Origin of the sequence: Pseudomonas fluorescens (assembly GCF_001708445.1) — a bacterium.
GTDB classification, from domain to species: Bacteria; Pseudomonadota; Gammaproteobacteria; order Pseudomonadales; family Pseudomonadaceae; genus Aquipseudomonas; species Aquipseudomonas gorinensis.
The window spans coordinates 4,210,706-4,230,323 of record NZ_CP015637.1 but is presented as its reverse complement, the minus strand read 5'-3'; the positions used below and the strand labels follow the sequence as shown (position 1 = coordinate 4,230,323).

Here is a 19,618-nt window from a genome sequence, read left to right as displayed (position 1 = left end):
ATGCCCCGAGCGAGTCGGGGCATCCGCCAAGGTGACACCTTGTCCTGGCGGGTTGGTTCAGCGCCGAACCTCTGCCGCGTTGGCGCGGTTCTTCAGGTTCTTATCGGCTTTGTAGCGCAATGCCACATCCGGCACCGAACCGCTCTTGCCGGTTTCGACCCAGTTGCGAATGCGGCTGGCATCGGCGAAGTGGGTGAATTTGCCGAAGGCGTCGAGGATCACCAGCGACACTGGGCGGTTACCCATGCTGGTTACCAGCACCAGGCAGTGACCGGCCTGGTTGGTGAAGCCGGTCTTCGTCAGCTTGATGTCCCAGTTGGCGCGGTTGATCAGGTGGTCGGTGTTGGAGAAGCCCAGGGTGTAGTTGGGCTTGCGGAACGCCACGGTTTTTTCCTTGGTGGTGCTCAGCTGGCTCAGCATCGGGTATTTGCGCGCATAGGCCAGCAGCTTGCTCAGGTCCCTGGCGGTCGACACGTTGTGGATCGACAGGCCGGTGGGCTCGACGTAATGGGTACTGGTCATGCCCAGCGCCTTGGCCTTGGCGTTCATCGCTGCGATAAAGGCCGGGTAGCCGCCTGGGTAGTGGTGGGCCAGGCTGGCGGCGGCGCGGTTCTCCGAGGACATCAGGGCGATCAGCAGCATTTCTTTGCGGGGCATTTCGCTGCCGATTTTCACCCGGGAGAACACACCCTTCATTTCCGGGGTGTCCTTGATGTTGATGTCGATGTACTCGTCCATGTTTTGCTTGGCTTCGAGCACGATCAACCCGGTCATCAGCTTGCTCACGGAAGCGATGGGTACCACTACGTCCGGGTTGCTGGAATAAATCACCTTGTTGGTTTGCAGGTCGACCAGCATGGCGCTGCCGGAGGCAATTTGCAGTTTGGAGGTGTCACGCGGCGCCAGGGTGGTTTCGGCGGCTTGCGCGAAGGTGCCTGTGAAAGCAAACAATAGGCTGACGAGAGAGAGACGAATTTTCACGCGGATGAACTCGCTAAAAAGTAAGGAAATACCGTTCTGCAACGGGTTATATGAAAAATGACGTTACATTTTAAGAGTATGGATCAGAAAACGATAGAGAGCCTTTAAATAAAGGCTGTAAGCCGATGATTGGTTGGGTTTGTATCCACCCGCGGAAAAAAAAGGCCCGCTTGCGGGCGGGCCTAATGGAGTTCTTCAAAGGAGTGGGGGTAAGTTGCGCCCGTTCCCGTCGATGGAGGGTGAAAAGGATGTCGAAGAATCGAGAAACCCGGCATTGCGGCTAGCTATTGAGCAGGATGCTCGGGCGAGTCCTTTATGTGGCTGACTTCAACAACCCGTGGCGTTTTGGGAGGGGGGAGGAGAGCAGCTTTATTGACGGGTGATCAAAAAAACAAAAGCCCTGCGATCAGGCAGGGCTTTTGTTCAGCGCGCCAGAGGGTCAGGCGTGCAGGGTTTCCGCCGCATACAGCGTATTTTCCAGCAGGCAGGCACGGGTCATCGGGCCAACGCCGCCTGGCACCGGGGTAATCCAGCCGGCGCGGGGCAGGGCGGTTTCGTACACCACGTCGCCGACCAACTTGCCGTCTTCCTGGCGGTTGATGCCGACGTCGATAACGATGGCGCCTGGCTTGATCCATTCACCTTTCACCAGCCCTGGCTTGCCGGCGGCGACCACGACCAGATCGGCGCGGCCGACATGGCCGGCCAGGTCTTTGGTGAAGCGGTGGGTCACGGTCACGGTGCAGCCGGCCAGCAGCAGCTCCATGGCCATCGGGCGACCGACGATGTTGGAAGCACCGACGATGACGGCGTCGAGGCCGTAGAGGTCGACACCGGTGCTTTCGAGCAGGGTCATGATGCCTTTGGGCGTGCACGGGCGCAGCAGCGGGATACGCTGGGCGAGGCGGCCGACGTTATACGGGTGGAAGCCATCGACGTCCTTGTCCGGGCGGATGCGCTCCAGCAGCTTGGAGGCGTCCAGGTGCTCAGGCAGTGGCAATTGCAGCAGGACGCCGTCGATGCTCGGGTCGTCGTTGAGGCTGTCAATCAGGTCGGTCAGGGCCTGTTGAGTCGTGTGGGCAGGCAGGTCGTAGGCTTTGGAGATAAAGCCGACCTCTTCACAGTCTTTACGCTTGTGCGAGACATAAACCTGAGAGGCAGGATCGCTGCCGACCAGGATCACCGCGAGACCCGGCGTGCGCAGACCTTGCTGGCGACGCTCGGTGACGCGTTTGGCGATCTGCTGGCGCAGGCTGGCGGCGATTGATTTGCCGTCGATAAGTTGTGCAGTCATTACGCGTGATTAACCATCGAGAGGGGGAAGAAAAGTGCGCGCATTCTCGCACGCCAAGGCGTGAGGGCAAAGGCGCTTGGTCTGCAAATTGGCCTAACCCCTTAAATAAAATGAATTTTTTTTAAAAAAGATTTGACGGGTTTCCGGGGCCTCTATACTATTCGTCGCACTTGTCGGGCACAGCCTAGCACTGGTTAAGAAGGTCGAGCAGAATTGCTGTTCTGCAACGCTGGAAGCACTTAGTTTGTAATCCTCCAAGAGTACAGATTAATCAGGCGCCCGTAGCTCAGCTGGATAGAGCATCCGCCTTCTAAGCGGATGGTCGCAGGTTCGAGTCCTGCCGGGTGCGCCATTAGGCAGCTTTGGCACAAGTAGCGCTATATGGTGGGCGTAGCTCAGTTGGTAGAGCACGGGATTGTGACTCCCGTTGTCGAGGGTTCGATCCCCTTCGTCCACCCCATATTTAGAAAGGCGCCAGATTAATCATCTGGCGCCTTTGCTTTAAGAGCTTCAAGCGCGGATGTGGTGGAATTGGTAGACACACTGGATTTAGGTTCCAGCGCCGCGAGGCGTAAGAGTTCGAGTCTCTTCATCCGCACCAATTAAAGCCATGCGCAGCCGACAGGCTGGGTAGGGCTCAACAAAGAAGTGGTTTGGTTTCTTTGTTAACGCAATATGGTGGGCGTAGCTCAGTTGGTAGAGCACGGGATTGTGACTCCCGTTGTCGAGGGTTCGATCCCCTTCGTCCACCCCATATTCGAAAGGCGCCAGATTTAACAGTCTGGCGCCTTTTTTGTTTTAGCGGTTCGAGTACCCGGCGGCTGTAGGTGCTGGGTCGCAAGAGCGGGGCGTTTCGTCGTATTTATGTATCTCGATGATGCTGCACTGCTTGCCTGCCCTGTTCGTGGGGTGGGCTGTCAGGGAGATGATCGGCGACTTCTTCTATATATAGAAGGGTTGGCGCAGAGCCCTGGCGTGATTGGCTGTTATTTGTCACCGGGGCGAGCTGCATTCGTGCATTCGTACCGATAAATTGCCTGCTGTTTTTTTACCCGTTTCCAGTAGGGTGACTTCTTGAGTTTGACCCACTAGAATGCATGCCCTTGATTCTGGGGTCGGAAACGGCCGGCTAACGTCTGTGCAACGAGGAATATCCATGCAAGTTTCTGTTGAAAATACTACTGCTCTCGAGCGCCGCCTGAGCATCACCGTGCCGGCAGAGCGCATCGAGACTGCGGTCAACAAGCGTCTGCAGCAGACTGCCCAAAAGGCCAAGATCGCTGGCTTCCGTCCAGGCAAAGTGCCAATGAGCGAAATCAAGCGCCGTTTTGGTGCTGATGCGCGCCAGGAAGCGGTAGGTGACGTGATCCAGGCTTCCTTCTACGAAGCCGTTGTTGAGCAAAAGCTGAACCCGGCTGGTTCGCCGTCGATCGAGCCTAAGTCCCTGGAAGCCGGCAAGGACCTGGAATACGTTGCCGTATTCGAAGTGTTCCCAGAGTTCACCGTTGCCGGTTTCGACGGTATCGCTATCGAGCGCCTGAGCGCTGAAGTGGCCGATTCGGACCTGGACAACATGCTGGAAATCCTGCGCAAGCAGAACACTCGTTTCGAAGTGGCCGACCGTGCCGCCCAGAACGAAGACCAGCTGAACATCGATTTCGTGGGCAAGGTTGATGGCGAAGTATTCGCCGGCGGCTCCGCCAAGGGTACTCAGTTGGTGCTGGGCTCCAATCGCATGATCCCGGGCTTCGAAGACGGCCTGGTTGGCGCGAAGGCTGGTGAAGAACGCGTCCTGAACCTGACTTTCCCAGCTGACTACCAGAACCTGGACCTGGCTGGCAAAGCCGCCGAGTTCACCGTGACTGTCAACAGCGTTTCCGAGCCTAAGCTGCCAGAGCTGAACGAAGAGTTCTTCGCTCAATTCGGTATCAAGGAAACCGGTATCGAAGGCTTCCGCACCGAAGTTCGCAAGAACATGGAGCGCGAGCTGCGCCAGGCCATCAAGTCCAAGGTCAAGAATCAGGTGATGGACGGTCTGCTGGCCGCCAACCCGATCGAAGTGCCTAAGGCCCTGCTGTCCAACGAAGTGGATCGCCTGCGCGTACAAGCTGTTCAGCAATTTGGTGGCAACATCAAGCCTGATCAACTGCCGGCCGAGCTGTTCGAAGAGCAGGCCAAGCGCCGCGTCGTGCTGGGCCTGATCGTGGCTGAAGTGGTCAAGCAGTTCGACCTCAAGCCTGACGAAGACCGCGTTCGCGAAATGATCCAGGAAATGGCTTCGGCCTACCAGGAGCCTGAGCAGGTCGTGGCTTGGTACTACAAGAATGACCAGCAGCTGAACGAAGTACGTTCGGTTGTGCTGGAAGAACAAGTTGTGGATACTGTTCTGCAGAAGGCTAAGGTGACCGATAAATCGGTCTCTTACGAAGAAGCAGTCAAACCGGTCGAAGCACCACAAGCCGACTGATTGCCCAACTCGTTCGAAATACAACCATAAGCCAGCCTCGCGCTGGCTTATGTGTTTTCAAGACATGACTATTTGGGAGTAACTGCAGAGCATGTTCCGTAATTCCTATATTCAGCAGAACTCTGATATCCAGGCCGCAGGCGGCCTGGTCCCGATGGTTGTCGAGCAGTCCGCTCGTGGCGAACGCGCCTACGACATCTACTCGCGCCTGCTCAAGGAGCGAGTGATCTTTCTGGTGGGTCCTGTAGAGGACTACATGGCCAACCTGATCTGTGCGCAACTGCTGTTCCTTGAAGCGGAAAACCCGGACAAGGACATCCATCTTTACATTAACTCGCCGGGCGGTTCGGTGACTGCGGGCATGTCGATCTACGACACCATGCAGTTTATCAAGCCGAACGTGTCGACCACCTGCATCGGCCAGGCATGCAGCATGGGCGCATTCCTGCTGACCGCTGGTGCCGAAGGCAAGCGTTACTGCCTGCCGAACTCGCGTGTGATGATTCACCAGCCACTGGGCGGCTTCCAGGGCCAGGCATCGGATATCGAAATCCATGCCAGGGAGATCCTCTTTATTCGTGAGCGTCTCAACACGCTGATGGCCAAGCACAGCGGGCATACCTTGGAAGAAATCGAGCGTGATACCAACCGTGACAATTTCATGAGTGCCGAAGCGGCACGTGATTACGGGTTGATCGACGCAGTGATCGAAAAGCGCCCCGCTTAATATAAGCTGCTCAAAATAGGGCTGGTCGGCTTGTCCGATCACCGGCGGGCTTGAAAAAGCCCGCATAAGCCTTCATCTTGTGTTGCAAGCCTATCGGATTTGGATCGAACGAATGACTGACACCCGCAACGGCGAGGACAACGGCAAGCTGCTCTATTGCTCCTTCTGTGGCAAAAGCCAGCATGAAGTACGCAAATTGATTGCCGGCCCCTCGGTCTTTATCTGCGACGAGTGCGTCGACCTGTGCAATGACATCATCCGTGAGGAGGTGCAGGAAGCCCAGGCCGAAAGCAGCGCGCATAAATTGCCTTCGCCTAAAGAAATCAGCGGCATCCTTGACCAGTATGTGATTGGTCAAGAGCGTGCAAAGAAGGTTCTGGCCGTAGCGGTGTACAACCACTACAAGCGCTTGAACCAGCGTGACAAGAAAGGCGACGAAGTCGAACTCGGCAAGAGCAACATCTTGCTGATTGGACCTACAGGCTCGGGTAAAACCCTGCTTGCAGAAACCCTCGCTCGCCTGCTGAACGTTCCGTTCACCATCGCCGACGCCACCACCCTCACCGAGGCTGGCTACGTGGGTGAAGATGTCGAGAACATCATTCAGAAACTGCTGCAGAAGTGCGACTACGATGTTGAGAAGGCCCAGATGGGTATTGTCTACATCGACGAAATCGACAAGATTTCCCGCAAGTCCGACAATCCGTCGATCACCCGGGATGTTTCCGGTGAAGGCGTTCAGCAGGCACTGTTGAAGCTGATTGAAGGCACGGTTGCTTCCGTACCGCCACAAGGCGGCCGCAAGCATCCGCAGCAGGAATTCCTTCAGGTTGATACGCGTAACATCCTGTTCATCTGTGGCGGTGCGTTCTCCGGTCTGGAAAAGGTTATTCAAAACCGTTCCACCCGTGGCGGCATTGGTTTCAGTGCAGAGGTACGCAGCAAGGAAGAAGGCAAGAAGGTGGGCGAGTCCCTGCGTGAAGTTGAACCTGACGATCTGGTCAAGTTCGGTCTGATCCCGGAATTCGTTGGCCGTCTGCCGGTCCTGGCCACGTTGGACGAGTTGGATGAGGCTGCTCTGATTCAGATCCTCACCGAGCCGAAAAACGCCCTGACCAAGCAATATGCCAAGCTGTTCGAAATGGAAGGTGTAGACCTCGAGTTCCGTACCGATGCACTCAAATCGGTGGCCAAGCGGGCACTGGAGCGCAAGACCGGTGCGCGTGGCCTGCGCTCGATTCTCGAAGGCGTGTTGCTCGACACCATGTACGAAATCCCCTCGCAATCCGAGGTGAGTAAAGTGGTGATCGACGAAAGCGTTATTGAAGGTAAGTCCAAGCCACTGTATATCTACGAAAACAGTGAGCCTGCTGCCAAGGCTGCGCCAGACGCGTAAGCGTTTTGCAGTTGCTTTACAAACAAGGGGCCTTTAGGGGCCCCTTAGTTTTTAGGACGCGTTTTGGCTGTACCGGTTTTCCTGCGTTTAACTGCTGGCAATAAGCTTGTTTTTTTTGCATGCAGCCCCCATCTTGGTTTCAAGCTTACTTTTCAACTGTCATAGAGGCGAAATCATGAAGACAACCATCGAATTGCCTCTCCTGCCGTTGCGTGATGTCGTCGTCTATCCGCACATGGTTATCCCGCTGTTCGTGGGGCGCGAGAAGTCTATCGAAGCCCTCGAGGCTGCGATGACGGGCGACAAGCAGATCCTGCTGTTGGCCCAGAAAAATCCTGCTGATGATGATCCAGGTGAAGATGCCTTGTATCGCGTCGGTACTGTTGCGACTGTGTTGCAACTGCTCAAGCTGCCGGATGGCACCGTCAAGGTGCTGGTGGAAGGTGAGCAACGCGGCGCGGTGGAGCGTTTCATGGAGGTGGACGGCCACCTGCGCGCGGAAGTGGCGCTGATCGACGAAGCCGAGGCCCCTGAGCGCGAATCTGAAGTGTTTGTACGCAGCTTGCTTTCGCAGTTCGAGCAATATGTGCAGCTGGGCAAGAAAGTCCCGGCGGAGGTCCTGTCGTCCCTCAACAGCATCGATGAGCCAAGCCGCCTGGTCGACACCATGGCCGCGCACATGGCGCTGAAGATCGAACAGAAGCAAGACATTCTCGAAATCATCGACCTGTCCGCCCGTGTCGAGCACGTCCTGGCGCTGCTGGATGCCGAAATCGACCTGCTGCAGGTCGAGAAGCGCATCCGTGGTCGTGTGAAGAAACAAATGGAGCGCAGCCAGCGCGAGTACTACTTGAATGAGCAGATGAAGGCCATTCAGAAAGAGCTCGGCGACAGCGAGGAAGGCCACAACGAAATCGAAGAGCTGAAAAAACGCATCGATGCCGCTGGCCTGCCGAAAGACGCCCTGACCAAAGCCAATGCCGAGCTGAACAAGCTCAAGCAAATGTCGCCGATGTCGGCCGAGGCCACTGTGGTTCGGTCCTATATCGACTGGCTGGTACAGGTGCCGTGGAAGGCCCAGACCAAAGTGCGTCTGGACCTGACCCGCGCTGAAGACATTCTTGACGCCGACCACTACGGCCTCGAAGAAGTCAAAGAGCGCATCCTCGAATACCTCGCCGTGCAAAAGCGCGTGAAGAAAATTCGTGGTCCGGTGTTGTGCCTGGTTGGGCCTCCGGGCGTGGGTAAAACCTCCCTGGCCGAGTCCATTGCCAATGCCACTAACCGTAAATTCGTGCGCATGGCACTTGGTGGCGTGCGTGATGAGGCCGAAATCCGTGGTCATCGCCGCACATACATTGGCTCGATGCCAGGAAGATTGATTCAAAAGATGACAAAGGTGGGTGTGCGCAACCCGCTGTTCCTGCTCGATGAAATCGACAAAATGGGCAGCGACATGCGTGGCGATCCGGCGTCGGCCTTGCTCGAAGTGCTCGACCCCGAGCAGAACCACAATTTCAACGACCATTACCTGGAAGTCGACTACGACTTGTCCGACGTAATGTTCCTGTGCACCTCCAACTCCATGAACATTCCGCCAGCTTTGCTGGACCGGATGGAGGTGATTCGTCTGCCGGGTTACACCGAGGACGAGAAGATCAACATCGCGGTCAAATACCTCGCGCCCAAGCAGATTTCGGCCAATGGCCTGAAGAAAGGTGAGATCGAATTCGAAGTCGAGGCCATTCGCGACCTGGTGCGTTACTACACCCGCGAGGCCGGCGTGCGGGGACTTGAGCGCCAGATTGCGAAGATTTGCCGCAAGGCGGTCAAGGAACATGCGCTGGAAAAACGTTTCTCGGTGAAGGTTGCCGCCGACTCCCTGGAGCACTTCCTGGGCGTACGTAAATTCCGTTACGGCCTGGCGGAGCAGCAGGATCAGGTCGGGCAGGTGACTGGCCTGGCGTGGACCCAGGTGGGCGGCGAGTTGCTGACCATCGAAGCCGCGGTGATCCCGGGTAAGGGCCAACTGATCAAGACCGGTTCCCTCGGTGACGTGATGGTCGAATCCATCACCGCTGCCCAGACCGTGGTGCGCAGTCGTGCCCGAAGCCTGGGGATCCCTCTGGACTTCCACGAGAAGCACGACACTCACATCCACATGCCGGAAGGGGCGACCCCTAAAGACGGCCCTAGCGCAGGCGTAGGCATGTGCACGGCCCTGGTCTCGGCCCTGACCGGCATTCCCGTGCGCGCCGATGTGGCCATGACCGGGGAAATTACCCTGCGTGGCCAGGTATTGGCTATCGGTGGCCTGAAAGAGAAATTGCTTGCTGCACATCGGGGTGGAATCAAGACGGTGATCATTCCTGAAGAGAATGTTCGCGACTTGAAGGAAATTCCTGACAATATCAAGCAAGATCTTCAGATTAAACCGGTTAAATGGATTGACGAAGTCCTGCAAATTGCGCTGCAATACGCGCCGGAGCCCTTGCCGGATGTGGCTCCGGAGATAGTCGCGAAGGACGAAAAACGCGAGTCTGATTCCAAGGAAAGAATTAGCACGCATTAATGCGTTAAAGCCTGGGGGCTTCCTTGACAGCTTTTTAGAGCCCTTGTTATAAAGCGGCTCTTAAGTGTCTGTAGGCCATTCAGCACTGGTTTTTGCTTTCACCAAAAAACTTAGAATCATACTCAATAGATATATAAGGGGACTTAGAGTGAACAAGTCGGAACTGATTGATGCTATCGCCGCATCCGCTGATATCCCGAAAGCTGCTGCTGGCCGTGCGCTGGACGCAGTAATCGAATCCGTCACTGGCGCTCTGAAGGCCGGCGACTCGGTGGTACTGGTAGGCTTCGGTACTTTCTCTGTGACTGACCGCCCAGCTCGCACTGGCCGTAACCCACAGACTGGCAAAGCACTGCAAATCGCTGCTGCCAAAAAACCAGGTTTCAAAGCCGGTAAAGCCCTGAAAGAAGCCGTTAACTAAGTTTCGATCAAGCCTTTACCTACCCGGGTCCGACGCAGGTCTGGCCTGGCAGCGGAGCGGAAGCTGACCCACGTATCCATTGGGTCGCCACGCCGGGGGTGTGGGTTCAAACCCCCGTCCGCTCCGCCAGTTACGAGAAGGCGCATCCTCGGATGCGCCTTTCTTCTATCCGGACTCTACCCACGCTCCACGGTTGCCTAATTTTGAAGTTCAACCGTTTCTGGGGGACGCATGCTGCAGAATATCAGGGACAATTCACAAGGCTGGATTGCCAAGACCATTATCGGGATCATCGTCGCATTGATGGCGTTCACCGGTATCGAGGCCATTTTCCAGGCTTCGACCAACACCAAGCAGGACGTGGCCAAGGTCAACGGTGAAGTAATCACCCAGACCGAACTGAGCCAGGCCGTCGACATGCAACGTCGTCAGCTCATGCAACAGCTGGGCAAGGATTTTGATGCCTCCCTGCTGGACGAAAAATTGCTGCGCGATGCAGCCCTCAAGGGCCTGATCGATCGCAAGCTGCTGCTGCAAGGTGCGGCTGACTCCAAGTTCGGCTTCTCCGAAGCGGCACTGGACCAGGTGATCCTGCAGACGCCGGAATTCCAGGTGGACGGCAAATTCAGTGCCGAACGCTTTGACCAAGTGATTCGTCAACTGGGCTACAGCCGTCTGCAGTTCCGTCAGATGCTGACCCAGGAAATGCTGATCGGCCAGGTTCGCGCAGGCATCGCCGGCAGCGGTTTTGTGACCGACGCCGAGGTACTGGCATTTGCCCGCCTGGAAAAACAGACCCGCGATTTCGCCACCGTCAATATCAAGGCCAACCCTGCGGCGGTGAAGCTCACCGACGACGAGGTCAAGGCTTACTATGACCAGCACGCCAAGGAATTCATGACCCCGGACCAGGTAGTCATCGACTATCTGGAACTGAAGAAGTCGTCCTTCTTCGACCAGGTTACCGTCAAGGACGAAGACCTGCAGGCTGCCTATCAGAAAGAAACCGCCAACCTCGCTGAACAGCGTCGTGCGGCGCACATCCTGATTGAAGTCAACGACAAGGTCAGCGAGGCGCAAGCCAAGGCCAAGATCGAGGAAATCCAGGCGCGCCTGGCCAAGGGCGAGAAGTTCGAAGCCCTGGCCAAGGAGTTTTCCCAGGATCCAGGTTCGGCCAACAATGGTGGCGACCTGGGTTATGCCGGCCCAGGCGTTTACGATCCGGACTTCGAGACTGCCTTGTATGCATTGAACAAGGATCAGGTCTCGGCGCCGGTACGCAGCAGCTTCGGTTGGCACCTGATCAAGCTGTTGGGTGTCGAGGCACCGCAAGTGCCGACATTTGCCAGCCTGAAAGACAAGCTGACCCGCGAACTCAAGACCCAGCAGGTCGAGCAGCGTTTCGTCGAAGCGACCAAGCAATTGGAAGATGCGGCATTCGAAGCTTCCGACCTGGCCCAGCCAGCCTCTGACCTCAAGCTGACCGTGCACACCTCCGCGCCATTTGGCCGTGAAGGTGGCGAAGGCATTGCGGCCAACCGTGCCGTGGTCACCGCTGCATTCAGCCCGGAAGTGTTGGATGAGGGTGCCAACAGCACCGCCATCGAGCTGGATCCGGAAACCATCATCGTGCTGCGTGCCAAAGAGCACCTCAAGCCTAAGCAACTGCCGCTGGAAAGCGTTGCGGCCGCGATCCGTACGCAGATGGCCAAGGAACGCGCCAGCGCGGCTGCCAAGGCTCACGCTGACGAGTTGATCGCCAGCTTGCGTGATGGCAAGACTCCGCTGAACCAGCCAGTCGATGGCCAGGCCTGGAAAGTCACTGAAGCGGCGACCCGTAGCCAGGAAACGATTGACCCAGCTGTTCTGCAAGCGCTGTTCCGCATGCCCAAGCCCGTGGCCAAGGACAAGCCGACCTTCACCACCGTGACCCTGGCTGACGGTAGCCTGGTGATCGTGCGCTTGAATGGTGTCAACGAAGCCGCCGCCCCATCGGACGAAGAAAAGGCGCAATACCGCCGCTTCCTCGCTTCCCGCGTGGGTCAGCAAGACTTCGCGGCGTACCGCAAGCAGTTGGAAAGCAAGGCTGATATCAAGAAGTATTGATGTCGGTTTGAACAAAAGCCCTCGGCCTGAAAGGACCTGGGGCTTTTTTTTTATGTGTGTCCCGCCCTGAATAAGGTTTACACCTTCTGGCCTATCTTCAGGAGGACTCAAGGGATAGAGGTCGAAGGCGCAGCCTGTGATGCACCGGCCAAGGCCAGTAGCATCAACAGCACCACCGCCCATGGAAACGCCGCAACCCCCCAGCCCTCAAGCAACACCCCGCCGGCCAGCCCGCCGCCCGCTATCCCCAGGTTCCATACGGTCACCAGCATCGATTGCGCGGCATCCGCCGACGCGCCTGCCGATTTGGCCAGTGCGGTCTGCAACAATGCGGGCAGGCCGCCAAATGCCAGGCCCCAGAGGGCGATAGCCACGTAGATGACGGCGGGTATGTTGATCCAGAACGCCAGCGCCACGGCTATCAAGCCAAACAGCGCACAACTGATCAGCAGCAGTGTATGCAACCAACGATCAATCAACAGGCCGGCTAACCAGATGCTCAGCAGCGCCGCCAGGCCAAACACCAGTAGCACCCGGTCGATATCGGCGGTGATCGCGGCAGGCGCCAGCAGCGGGGCGATGTAGGTGTAGAGAATGTTGTGGGCGAGCACGTAGGTAAAGGTCACCCACAACACCGGACGAATACCTGGCAAGGTCAATACTTCACGCATTCCCAAGCGTTTTCCTGGCGGTTCGCCGGCAAAGTCCGGGAGCTGCCAGCGCGCCCAGATCAGCAGCACCAGCGTCAGCCCGGTCATGATCGCAAAGCTCAGGCGCCAGCCTGCAACGGTGCCTAGGAATGTGCCGGCGGGCACACCCAGGGACAAGGCCAATGGCGCGCCCAGCATCGCTACGGCGATCGCCCGGCCTTGCAAGTGCGGTGCAACCATCCGGCTTGCATAGCCTGCCAACAACGCCCAGAGCAGGCCGGCGAAGACCCCGGCAAAAAAGCGGGCCCCCAGGGTCAGCCCATAGTGACTGGACAGCGCCGTGACACTGTTGACCAGCGCGAAACCACCGATGGCGACCAGTAACAATGGCCGCCGACGCCAGCCTCGGGTCAGCAGCGTCAACGGTATCGCCGCGAGTAGCGACCCTAGCGCGTAGAGAGTGACCAATTGACCGACGAGTGCAGGCGATACGTCGAGGCCTTCGCCCATCTGCGGCAGGAGCCCGGCGGGCATGGCTTCAGTGAGGATGGTGATAAACCCGGCGCACGCCAGGGCCAGCAAGCCGCCCAGCGGTAGTACGTCAGGCTGGGCTGTCGTTGGGCAATCGGTCAGTGAAGGGCTGTTGCTCATAGCGCTCTATCCATGCAAAGGGGCAAGGGGGCAGAGTAGGGGGCTGTGAGCAACGGAAAAACAGGCTAAGGTTCCGAACTTATCGGACACCTATGTCCGTAATACTCAAGGATTCGTTCATGGACAGCCTGGGCAGTCTCTCGGTATTTGTGCAGGTGGCGGAGACTCGCAGCTTTACGGCTGCCGGTCGCGTGCTAGGGGTGTCATCGTCGGCGGTGGGTAAAAGCATCGCACGCATGGAAGAGCGCCTGGGCGTAAGGCTATTTCACCGCAGCACGCGCAGTATCACCTTGACCAGTGAAGGCGCGCTGTTCCTTGAGCGCTCACGGCGCATCCTGGCCGAGGTCGAGGCGGCCGAGCAGGAGTTGACGCAAGCCGGGGCCATCCCTCGGGGTAAGTTGCGCATCAGTGTGCCGCAGGTGCGCGGCCTGTTGATGCCGGTGCTCAGCGACTTTATGCGCGCCTACCCGGCTATCGAATTGGATGTGGATTTTTCCGACCGTATGGTGGACGTGATCGAGGAGGGTTTCGATGCGGTGATTCGCACCGGTAAACCGGAAGATTCGCGCTTGATGGCGCGGCATCTGGGCTATTACCAGTTGGTGCTGGTCGGCACCCCCGGTTACTTCGATCAACATGGCACCCCGCAGCAGCCGCAGGACCTGAGCCGCCATGCCTGCCTGCGCTATAAATTCTGCGCCACCGGCAAGCTGGAAAACTGGCCATTGCGCCAGGTGCCAGGCATTGCCGAGCCGACACTGCGCGCACCGCTGGTCAGTACCACCATCGAGTCCCTCAACCATGTGGTGCTTGAGGGGTTGGGTATCGCTTGCCTTCCGGACTACATGGTCAACCAGGCCGTGGAGCAGGGGCGTTTACAGCGTGTACTGGACGACTACCTCGAGCACCGGGGTAGTTTCTGGATGTTGTGGCCATCAAGTCGCCATGCCTCGGCCAAACTCCGCGTGTTTATTGACCTTATGTGTGCCGGGCTTTTTCCTGTAGGCACCGATGTGTAGGCCTGTGACGTTTTACCGACAGGAATGCGCGCGCCAAGGCCTCGTTCTGTTGCACAATACCGCCCTGACTGTTTTCCTCAGGATTTTCAATGTCGACATCATTTCACTTGCGTAGCCTCGGGTTGGCGCTGGTGCTGGCGGGCGCCGCGGGCTGCTCGTCACCCAAGACCGCTATTTATGAACATGAAAATTTCGACGACTCTGGTACGTTTTCCCGGGATTACCCGGTCACTGACGTGGCAGCGTGCGAGGCCGCACGGCGTGCCCTGCTGAGCCAGGGCTACATCATCACCAGCAGCGATCCGAAACTGGTAGTGGGTAACAAGAGTTTCCAGCAGACCGGCGAGACTCACCTGCAAATCAGCTTCAACGTGGTGTGTGCCGATGACGGCAAGGGCAAAAACCACTCGACGATGTTCGCCAACGCCCTGCAGGACCGCTATGCGCTGAAGAAGGTCAACAACTCCGCAAGCCTGGGGGTGGGCGTGCTGGGCTCGGTGTCGATGCCGATTGGCTCCACCGATGACTCGATGGTGAAGGTGGCGAGCGAGACCGTCTCGGCGCCGAAGTTCTACGAGCGCTACTTTGCCCTGGTGGACGTGTTCCTGCCTCAGGAAGTCAAGAAGGCGGCGCATATTCCAGAGACGCCCAAGGCGGACCTGGGGGTACCGGAACCCAAGGTCGCCCCAGCGGCCGAGAAAACGCCAACGCCGAAGGAAGCACCCGCGGCGCCGGCCGCCTCGGAGCCGGTTGTACCTGCGCCGGAGGCTGCGCCGATTGCCCCGCAGGCAGAACCGACACCTGCACCGACACCAGCGCCAACCACGTCGGACCTGCCGCCGCCGACAGAGCCGATTCCACCCCTGCCGACGCCTGCACAGTAAATCAGACCGCTACGGGATTGGTCTTGTCGACATTGATTCCGTAGCGCCTGATCGCCTCACTGACTTTGTCGCGTCCGATCAACCCGTCGTCGGCCAGCGCCTTCAGTGCCGCCAGCACGATGAAATGCCGGTCCACCTCGAAGAACTCGCGCAAGGTTTCCCGTGTATCCGACTGCCCGAAGCCGTCCGTGCCCAGCGCAACAAAGCGCCGGTTTGCCACGAAGGGGCGGATCTGGTCGGCGAAGAGCTTCATGTAGTCAGTGGCCACCACCACCGGGCCCATCTGTCCGGCCAGGCATTGTTCGACGTAACTCAAGCGCGGTTCACGTTCCGGGTGCAGCAGGTTCCAGCGTTCCGCTTCATGCCCATCACGGCGCAACTCGGTCAGGCTGGGCGCACTCCACACGGTGCTGTGTACGGCGAAATCCTTGTCGAGCAATGCAGCAGCAGCGATCACTTCCCGCAGGATCGAACCACTGCCCATCAATTGCACCTGTGCTTGCTGATGAGTACTCAGGGGATACAAACCCTTGAGAATGCCTTCTTCCACGGCTTCGGGCATTGCCGGGTGTGGGTAGTTCTCGTTGAGCAGGGTGATGTAGTAGTAAATATCCTCCTGCTCGACATACATGCGCCGCATGCCCTCGCGAATGATCACCGCCAGCTCGTAGGCAAAGGTCGGGTCATACGACACACAGCAGGGAATCACTGACGCCAGGATATGGCTATGCCCATCGTCATGCTGCAAGCCTTCGCCCATCAGGGTGGTGCGCCCGGCCGTGGCGCCCAGCAGGAAACCGCGCGCCCGTGCGTCGCCAGCCGCCCAGGCCAGGTCGCCGACGCGCTGGAAGCCGAACATCGAGTAGAAAATGTAGAAGGGTACGGTCATCAGGGCGTGGTTGCTGTAGGACGTACTCGCCGCGATCCAGGAGGAAATGGCGCCAGATTCATTCAGGCCTTCCTGCATGATCTGTCCGTCCTTACTCTCCTTGTAGTAGCTCAGTTGCCCAGCGTCCTGTGGGGTGTAGAGCTGGCCGACGGCGGAGTGGATACCTATCTGACGGAAGAGGCTTTCCATACCGAAGGTGCGTGATTCGTCCGGCACGATGGGTACGACCCGCTTGCCTAGGTGCGGATCCTTGAGCAGCGTGCCGAGGATCCGCACAAAGGCCATGGTGGTGGAGATGGCGCGCTCGCCGGTGTCTTTGAGCTGGGTGGCGAAGGCGCTCAGCTCCGGAATCTGCAGTGACTCGACGGCGGTGTGGCGCGCTGGCACATAGCCGCCCAACGCTAGGCGCCGTGCGGCGAAGTAGCGAGCTTCTTCGCTCTCGGCGGCTGGCTTGAGGTAAGGGATTTCGGCCAACTGCTCATCAGGCACTTCCAGGCCGAAGCGGTCGCGGAAGGCTTTGACGGCATCGGCGCCCATTTTTTTCAGTTGGTGGTTAATGTTCTGGCCTTCGCCAGCTTCGCCCATGCCAAAACCCTTGACGGTTTTCGCCAGGATCACCGTGGGCTGGCCGGTATGACGCACAGCGGCAGCATAGGCGTTATAGACCTTGTCGGGGTCATGACCGCCTCGTGAGAGTTTCCAGATATCCTCGTCGGACAGGTCTGCAACCAGTGCCAGCAACTCTGGGTATTTGCCGAAGAAATGTTCGCGCACATAGGCGCCATCCTGGGATTTGTAGTTCTGATAATCGCCGTCCACGCACTCCATCATGCGTTGGCGCAGCAGCCCGCTCTGGTCTTTTTCCAGCAGCGCGTCCCAGCCACTGCCCCAGATCACCTTGATCACATTCCAGCCTGCCGCGCGGTAGAGGCTTTCGAATTCCTGGATCACCTTGGCATTGCCGCGTACCGGGCCGTCCAGGCGTTGCAGGTTGCAGTTGACCACGAAGATCAGGTTGTCGAGCTTTTCGCGCCCGGCCAGGGAAATGGCGGCCATTGATTCCGGCTGGTCCATTTCGCCATCACCGAGGAACGCCCAGACCTTGCGGCCCTGGTGCTGCTTGAGCGCGCGCAACTCCAGGTAGCGCATAAAGCGCGCCTGGTAGGCGGCGGTGATCGGCCCGAGCCCCATGGACACGGTGGGGAATTGCCAGAAGTCCGGCATCAATCGTGGGTGGGGGTAGGACGATAAGCCCTGGCCACCGGCCTCGCGCCGGAAGTTGTCCAACTGCGCTTCGCTGATGCGGCCTTCGAGGTAGGCACGCGCGTAGATGCCTGGGGAGGAGTGACCCTGGATGTACACCAGGTCGCCATCGAACGTGTCGGTGCGCCCACGGAAAAAATGGTCGAAGCCGACGTCATACAGCACGGCGGCCGACGCATAGGTGGCGATATGCCCACCGACACCGGAATGTTTGCCGGCGCGCAGCACCATGGCCATGGCATTCCAGCGGATAAACGCATTGGTGCGGCGTTCGATGGCCAGGTTGCCGGGGTAGGGCAGCTGGCGGTCTACCGGGATCGTGTTGATGTAGGGCGTGGTCACCCGCCCGTAGAAGTCACCATGCCGCGCCACGTCGAAATCCAGCAACTGGTCGATCAGGTAATGGGCGCGCGGGCGGCCTTCGGTGGACAGCACCGACTCGATGGACTCCAGCCACTCGCGGGTTTCCTGTGGATCGGCGTCGCGTCTGACTGTGTTATTCGGGGTCATGTGAGGCTCCAGGGTAGGCGGATTTCAAGGGGTGGGCTCCTTGTGGGAGTGTTGCAATATGATTGCAATTGCAACTACATGAGCGAATCTAGCGCGGGATGAGCTACTATTGCAACCTTCTTGAAATCCACCGGATGGTGTTGCATGTCGTCGAAAGAGCCCGATGTATGGTTCCGTTTTGTCAGGGCCCACAGGACGGTTATCCGTGAAATCGAGCGCCGCCTGGCGGCCGCCGACTTGCCGCCTTACGCCTGGTACGACGCACTGTGGGGCCTGGAAAGCGGCCCCGAAGGCACCCGCCGCATGCACGAGTTGGCCGATGTGCTGGCCATCGAGCGCTATAACCTCACCCGCCTGGTAGACCGCCTGGAAAAGGACGGCCTGGTGGTGCGTTCACGCTCCGACGGCGATGGTCGCGCGGCATTTGCGTCGATCACCGATGCCGGCCGGGCATTGCGTAAAAAAATGTGGAAGATCTACGAAAGCACGGTGGACGAGTTGTTCCTGTCGCAGATCGAACCGGAGCAGCGCCAGGCGTTTGCCGAGGCGTTGGAGCGTACTGCCGGGATGGCGATGGCGGCAGGTGTTCAAACCCGTGGCCGACGCAAGTCGGAAGCTTGATGCCGATCCCATGTGGGAGGGGGCAAGTCCCCTCCCTCAATGGCGTGCATGCCTGTTCATTTCAGTGCATACCGGTTTATCGCCAGGTCCACCTGCCGGGCATCAATAAGCCCTTCTTCCGCCAAGGCGTTCAATGCCAATACCGCAATCCAGTAGCGACTGGGCGCGGTCGCCTGCACCGAACCGGCTCCCAGCGCCACGAACCGCGCATCCACATACGCCGCCAACTGATCGACAATTGCCTGCGGATAACCGGTGACGGCAATGACCGGCGCCGCATTTCCGGCCAGGCAATCGCGTAAATGGCAGCTGCGTTTGGGGGCTGTCGGATGCAGGCGATTCCAGCGTTCAGTGGTCGCCGCTTCACGGGCCAACCGCGTATAGCTGGGACAGCTCCACAGTTGGGCCGTGATCTTCCAATCCTCTTCCAACAATCGCGCCGCCTGGACGACTTCTTCCAGCGCCCGGCCTGCGCCGAGCAATCGCACATCCCATGAGGGATCGCCCTGGATCGGGTACATGCCCTTGAGCGCATCCTCACGGTCCTGTGCGCTCAAGGGCACTGCGCTTGCGTGGTCATGCAGCGCCAGGTAATAGAAGCCCGGTTGGCCTTCGACATACAGCGTGCGCAACCCTGCCAGCACAATCGCCTGGGCTTCCTCGCCCGAAGCCGGGTCGTAGGGCGTGCAGCGCGGATGGGTCGCCAGCCATATCGGCAGGGACGGCTGCGTGCCCTTGGGCCAGTGGGAGGCGTGGTTTTCGATGTCGTTGCACAAGATGCCGCGCTGCGTCGTCTCCTCCGTCAAGGCGCATAACTGCGCAGACGACACGGCGCTGTGCAGGTACAGCAGCGGTTTTTCCCCGGTATTGCGTGCGAACCAGCTGGGCCATCCATCTACGCGCCGGGAGTGGGACTGGCCGCGGATCACCCAGGCCTGTCGGCTGGATTCCAGGGTGTTGGCGATGTTCATCACGGTGTATAGCGGTGAGCGGCAGGCCGTTGTCGTGCAACTCAAGGCGTCGAGACAGAGCTGCGCGGCGCGGGCGGTAGCGGTGGTCATAGGGAGGGCACCTGGCGACGAATGCCCTTACCTTAGTGGAAATCGGTATATTATTGCAATTGCAATGATTGCAATTGTACTTAAAGCCTCCTGTGCTAAATCCGTA

14 protein-coding genes and 4 tRNA genes are annotated in these 19,618 nt (G+C 58.6%); 13 read left to right on the top strand and 5 right to left on the bottom strand.

The features are described 5' to 3' along the window. Positions 1-57 precede the first annotated feature (57 nt). Entirely contained in the window at positions 58-981 is a 924-nt protein-coding gene (pbpG, locus tag A7317_RS18655; protein WP_069076554.1) for a D-alanyl-D-alanine endopeptidase, read from the bottom strand. A gap of 439 nt (positions 982-1,420) precedes the next feature. Continuing rightward, entirely contained in the window at positions 1,421-2,275 is an 855-nt protein-coding gene (folD, locus tag A7317_RS18650; RefSeq protein WP_069076553.1) for a bifunctional methylenetetrahydrofolate dehydrogenase/methenyltetrahydrofolate cyclohydrolase FolD, read from the bottom strand. Between the two features lie 275 nt (positions 2,276-2,550). On the opposite strand from folD, the gene A7317_RS18645 reads away from it, so the two are divergent. From A7317_RS18645 to A7317_RS18600, 10 genes are all read left to right on the top strand, one after another. After that, a tRNA-Arg gene (locus A7317_RS18645) sits at positions 2,551-2,627 on the top strand. A 32-nt stretch (positions 2,628-2,659) separates the two neighbouring features. After that, positions 2,660-2,735, top strand: a tRNA-His gene (locus A7317_RS18640). Between the two features lie 56 nt (positions 2,736-2,791). Beyond that, a tRNA-Leu gene (locus A7317_RS18635) sits at positions 2,792-2,876 on the top strand. A 77-nt stretch (positions 2,877-2,953) separates the two neighbouring features. Next, a tRNA-His gene (locus A7317_RS18630) sits at positions 2,954-3,029 on the top strand. Between the two features lie 402 nt (positions 3,030-3,431). After that, on the top strand, positions 3,432-4,742 hold the full coding sequence (gene tig, locus A7317_RS18625; protein WP_024076273.1) for a trigger factor: 1,311 nt from the start codon (positions 3,432-3,434) through the stop codon (positions 4,740-4,742). Between the two features lie 91 nt (positions 4,743-4,833). Continuing rightward, positions 4,834-5,469 (top strand): ATP-dependent Clp endopeptidase proteolytic subunit ClpP, encoded by a 636-nt coding sequence (clpP, locus tag A7317_RS18620; protein ID WP_024076272.1) that lies wholly within the window; start codon positions 4,834-4,836, stop codon positions 5,467-5,469. Between the two features lie 112 nt (positions 5,470-5,581). Continuing rightward, positions 5,582-6,865 carry an ATP-dependent Clp protease ATP-binding subunit ClpX gene (clpX, locus tag A7317_RS18615; RefSeq protein WP_010564906.1) on the top strand — a complete coding sequence of 428 codons (1,284 nt, stop codon included), beginning with the start codon at positions 5,582-5,584 and terminating at the stop codon, positions 6,863-6,865. A gap of 175 nt (positions 6,866-7,040) precedes the next feature. Continuing rightward, positions 7,041-9,437, top strand: a complete 2,397-nt coding sequence (gene lon, locus A7317_RS18610; protein WP_069076552.1) for an endopeptidase La — start codon at positions 7,041-7,043, stop codon at positions 9,435-9,437. 148 nt (positions 9,438-9,585) lie between these two features. Beyond that, positions 9,586-9,858 (top strand): HU family DNA-binding protein, encoded by a 273-nt coding sequence (locus A7317_RS18605; RefSeq protein WP_003174819.1) that lies wholly within the window; start codon positions 9,586-9,588, stop codon positions 9,856-9,858. A 231-nt stretch (positions 9,859-10,089) separates the two neighbouring features. Next, entirely contained in the window at positions 10,090-11,964 is a 1,875-nt protein-coding gene (locus A7317_RS18600; RefSeq protein ID WP_024076270.1) for a SurA N-terminal domain-containing protein, read from the top strand. Between the two features lie 107 nt (positions 11,965-12,071). Here the strand turns inward: A7317_RS18600 and A7317_RS18595 are convergent, their stop codons facing one another. Then, on the bottom strand, positions 12,072-13,265 hold the full coding sequence (locus A7317_RS18595) for an MFS transporter (RefSeq protein WP_069076551.1): 1,194 nt from the start codon (positions 13,263-13,265) through the stop codon (positions 12,072-12,074). Positions 13,266-13,384: 119 nt separating this feature from the next. Here A7317_RS18595 and A7317_RS18590 point away from each other — a divergent pair, with 119 nt between their 5' ends. Together A7317_RS18590 and A7317_RS18585 are read left to right on the top strand one after the other, a co-directional pair. Beyond that, positions 13,385-14,284, top strand: a complete 900-nt coding sequence (locus tag A7317_RS18590) for a LysR family transcriptional regulator (RefSeq protein WP_069076550.1) — start codon at positions 13,385-13,387, stop codon at positions 14,282-14,284. Positions 14,285-14,373: 89 nt separating this feature from the next. Then, a complete protein-coding gene (locus tag A7317_RS18585) occupies positions 14,374-15,168 on the top strand; it encodes a DUF2242 domain-containing protein (protein WP_024076267.1) in 795 nt (264 codons plus the stop codon). Position 15,169: 1 nt separating this feature from the next. Here the strand turns inward: A7317_RS18585 and aceE are convergent, their stop codons facing one another. Then, the gene (gene aceE / locus A7317_RS18580) at positions 15,170-17,830 is read right to left on the bottom strand and encodes a pyruvate dehydrogenase (acetyl-transferring), homodimeric type (RefSeq protein WP_069076549.1); all 2,661 of its coding nucleotides are present in this window, start codon (positions 17,828-17,830) and stop codon (positions 15,170-15,172) included. A 144-nt stretch (positions 17,831-17,974) separates the two neighbouring features. Here aceE and A7317_RS18575 point away from each other — a divergent pair, with 144 nt between their 5' ends. Beyond that, a complete protein-coding gene (locus A7317_RS18575; protein ID WP_024076265.1) occupies positions 17,975-18,451 on the top strand; it encodes a MarR family winged helix-turn-helix transcriptional regulator in 477 nt (158 codons plus the stop codon). 56 nt (positions 18,452-18,507) lie between these two features. Here A7317_RS18575 and A7317_RS18570 read toward each other — a convergent pair whose 3' ends face one another. Then, positions 18,508-19,512: a transketolase-like TK C-terminal-containing protein gene (locus tag A7317_RS18570; protein WP_069076548.1), complete on the bottom strand. Its 1,005-nt coding sequence runs from the start codon at positions 19,510-19,512 to the stop codon at positions 18,508-18,510. Positions 19,513-19,618: the final 106 nt, after the last annotated feature.

Coding starts and splice junctions, on each gene's coding strand:
- A7317_RS18570 (WP_069076548.1), bottom strand. CDS start 19,512: ATGACCACCGCTACCGCCCGCGCCGCGCAGCTCTGTCTCGACGCCTTG.
- clpP (WP_024076272.1), top strand. CDS start 4,834: ATGTTCCGTAATTCCTATATTCAGCAGAACTCTGATATCCAGGCCGCA.
- tig (WP_024076273.1), top strand. CDS start 3,432: ATGCAAGTTTCTGTTGAAAATACTACTGCTCTCGAGCGCCGCCTGAGC.
- lon (WP_069076552.1), top strand. CDS start 7,041: ATGAAGACAACCATCGAATTGCCTCTCCTGCCGTTGCGTGATGTCGTC.
- A7317_RS18575 (WP_024076265.1), top strand. CDS start 17,975: ATGTCGTCGAAAGAGCCCGATGTATGGTTCCGTTTTGTCAGGGCCCAC.
- A7317_RS18600 (WP_024076270.1), top strand. CDS start 10,090: ATGCTGCAGAATATCAGGGACAATTCACAAGGCTGGATTGCCAAGACC.
- A7317_RS18595 (WP_069076551.1), bottom strand. CDS start 13,265: ATGAGCAACAGCCCTTCACTGACCGATTGCCCAACGACAGCCCAGCCT.
- folD (WP_069076553.1), bottom strand. CDS start 2,275: ATGACTGCACAACTTATCGACGGCAAATCAATCGCCGCCAGCCTGCGC.
- clpX (WP_010564906.1), top strand. CDS start 5,582: ATGACTGACACCCGCAACGGCGAGGACAACGGCAAGCTGCTCTATTGC.
- A7317_RS18590 (WP_069076550.1), top strand. CDS start 13,385: ATGGACAGCCTGGGCAGTCTCTCGGTATTTGTGCAGGTGGCGGAGACT.
- aceE (WP_069076549.1), bottom strand. CDS start 17,830: ATGACCCCGAATAACACAGTCAGACGCGACGCCGATCCACAGGAAACC.
- A7317_RS18585 (WP_024076267.1), top strand. CDS start 14,374: ATGTCGACATCATTTCACTTGCGTAGCCTCGGGTTGGCGCTGGTGCTG.